The organism is Thiohalophilus sp., from assembly GCF_031581315.1.
Taxonomy (GTDB): Bacteria; Pseudomonadota; Gammaproteobacteria; order UBA6429; family Thiohalophilaceae; genus Thiohalophilus.
The window spans coordinates 1-2802 of the sequence record NZ_JAVLAZ010000047.1 but is presented as its reverse complement, the minus strand read 5'-3'; the positions used below and the strand labels follow the sequence as shown (position 1 = coordinate 2802).

The window sequence follows — 2802 nt, the reverse complement described above, 5'->3', positions numbered from 1 at the left end:
ACCGGCATCCTGGCGGTCAACGGCGGCCGGCTCAAAGGCTGGTTAAATCAACTCGACAATAATAATGCCCAGGGCGAATACTATCTGACCGACATCATCGCCATGGCCGTGGCCGACGGCGTGCCGATCGCGGTGAGCCATCCGGCGGGGATCAACGAGGTACTGGGTGTCAACAGCCGCCAGCAACTGGCCGTGCTGGAGCGCGAATACCAGCTGCAACAGGCCGGCCGACTGATGAGCGAGGGCGTCTCGCTGGCTGATCCGGCGCGCCTGGATATCCGGGGTCAGCTGCAGTGCGGTCAGGATGTGACGCTGGATATTAACGTGGTAATCGAAGGCGAGGTCCACCTGGCCGACAACGTCACGGTGGGGCCCAACTGTGTGTTGAAAGATTGCACGCTGGAAGACGGGGTGCAGGTCTTGCCGATGAGCGTGATCGAAGGTGCCCATATCGGTGCCGGCAGTCGCATCGGCCCGTTTGCCCGCATCCGTCCGGGGACCGAACTGGCCGGGCAGACCCATATCGGCAACTTCGTGGAACTGAAGAACAGCCAGGTGGGCGAAGGCAGCAAGATCAATCACCTCAGCTACGTGGGCGACACCCGCGTGGGCAAACAGAGTAATATCGGTGCCGGGGTGATCACCTGTAATTACGACGGCGCCAACAAGCACCGCACCGAAATCGGCGACAACGCCTTTGTCGGCTCCGACGCCCAGCTGGTCGCACCGGTAAAAGTCGGCGACGGCGCCACCATCGGCGCCGGCACCACGCTGACCAATGATGCCCCGGAAAACGCGTTGACCCTGAGCCGGACCAAACAGAAAACCGTCACAGGCTGGAAGCGACCGAAGAAACAGGGACGAGGGACGAGTGACGAGTGACGAGGAAAAAAGAAAGTATGTTTTCGAATATTTCGCGGCAAGGTAATATTTGTGATGGAGGAGTTATGGTCGCCAATAGTACAGTATTAAATAGAAAGTCCTCGTCCCTCGTCCCTCGTCCCTCGGCCCTGTAATTATGTGTGGAATCGTTGGTGGCATCACAAACCGGGACATCACCCCGATCCTGGTCGACGGATTAAAGCGGCTGGAATATCGCGGCTATGATTCGGCCGGGGTGGCGGTACTGGATGAAAATGCCTGTCTGACCCGCGTACGTACCGTCGGCAAGATCGCCAATCTCAAGCAAGAGCTGGAGAGGACCCCGGCCGCCGGCCATATCGGCATCGGCCATACCCGCTGGGCCACCCACGGCGAGCCGGCCACCCACAATGCCCATCCCCATATCTGTAAACAGACTGTCGCCCTGGTGCATAACGGCATCATCGAGAACTTCGAAGGGCTCAAGCATACCCAGCTGGCCGAGGAGTACCTGTTCACCTCCGATACCGACTCCGAAGTGATCGTCCATCAGCTGCACAAACACCTCAACCAGGGCAAGAATCTGCTACTGGCCGTGCAGGATACCGTGGACGATCTGGAAGGGGCCTATGCCCTGGGCGTGGTCTGTAACAGTGAGCCGGACAAACTGGTGGCGGCCCGGCGCGGCTCGCCGCTGGTCATCGGCATCGGCGAGCAGGAAAACTTCATTGCCTCCGACATGGCCGCCCTGCTACCGGTCACCAACCATTTTTATATCCTGGAAGAAGGCGATGTGGCGGTATTGAGCCACGACGGTGTCGAGATCTACGATCATCAGCGCCAGCCGGTCACCCGTCCCGTGCATGAAAGCAAGCTCAGCAGTGACGCGGTCGAGCGGGGCGAGTTCGCCCATTACATGCTCAAGGAGATCTACGAGCAGCCCCAGGCCATTGCCGAGACCCTGGAAGGCCGCCTGGGTGAAGACAAGGTACTGGAAGCCAGTTTCGGCCCCAAGGCCGCGGCCATTTTCGAGAAGATCCGCAACATCCAGATCGTCGCCTGCGGCACCAGCTATCACGCCGGGATGATCGCCAAGTACGGGTTCGAATCGGTCACCAGTCTGCCCTGCAATGTGGAAGTGGCCAGCGAGTTTCGCTATCGCAAGCATGTGGTACAGCCCGATACCCTGTTCATTACCATTTCCCAGTCGGGCGAGACGGCCGACACGCTGGCCGCGTTGCGTCTGTCCAAAGAGCTGGGTTACGAACACTCGCTGGCGATCTGCAACGTGCCGGAGAGTTCGCTGGTACGCGAATCGGAACTGTCATTGATGACCCGCGCCGGCCCGGAGATCGGTGTGGCCTCCACCAAGGCGTTCACCACCCAGCTGGTCGGCATATTATTGTTACTGGTCGTGCTCGCGCGGCGGCATGGGCTGTCCGAAGAGCTCGAGGCCAAGGTGGTGGACCAGCTGCGACATCTACCGGGTATTATCGAGGAAGTGCTCAAGCTCGACGGTGAGATCGAAAAACTGGCCGAAAACTTTGCCGACAAACATCACGCCCTGTTTCTCGGCCGCGGCATGATGTACCCCGTGGCCCTGGAAGGCGCGCTCAAGTTAAAAGAGATCTCCTACATCCATGCCGAAGGCTATCCGGCCGGCGAACTCAAGCACGGCCCGCTGGCCCTGGTCGATGCCAACGTGCCGATCGTCGCCGTGGCGCCGAACGACAAACTGCTGGACAAGCTCAAATCCAACCTGCAGGAAGTGCGCGCACGTGGCGGAAAACTCTACGTGTTTGCCGATCAGCATGCCGGCCTGAGCGCCGGCCAGGGCGTCACCGTGCTGGAAATCGCCCCGGTCGACATCGCCATCTCCCCCATCATCTACAGCGTCCCGCTGCAACTGCTGGCCTACCACGTCGCCCTGCTCAAGGGCAC

At 60.2% G+C, this 2802-nt stretch carries 2 protein-coding genes; both read left to right on the top strand.

Features of this window, described 5'->3' with window-relative positions:
- Positions 1–882: bifunctional UDP-N-acetylglucosamine diphosphorylase/glucosamine-1-phosphate N-acetyltransferase GlmU (glmU, locus tag RI563_RS08265; protein WP_310693897.1), on the top strand; the 882-nt coding region annotated here is incomplete at its 5' end.
- 136 nt (positions 883–1018) lie between these two features.
- On the top strand, positions 1019–2802 hold a 1784-nt coding region (glmS, locus tag RI563_RS08260; RefSeq protein ID WP_310693896.1), incomplete at its 3' end, for a glutamine--fructose-6-phosphate transaminase (isomerizing).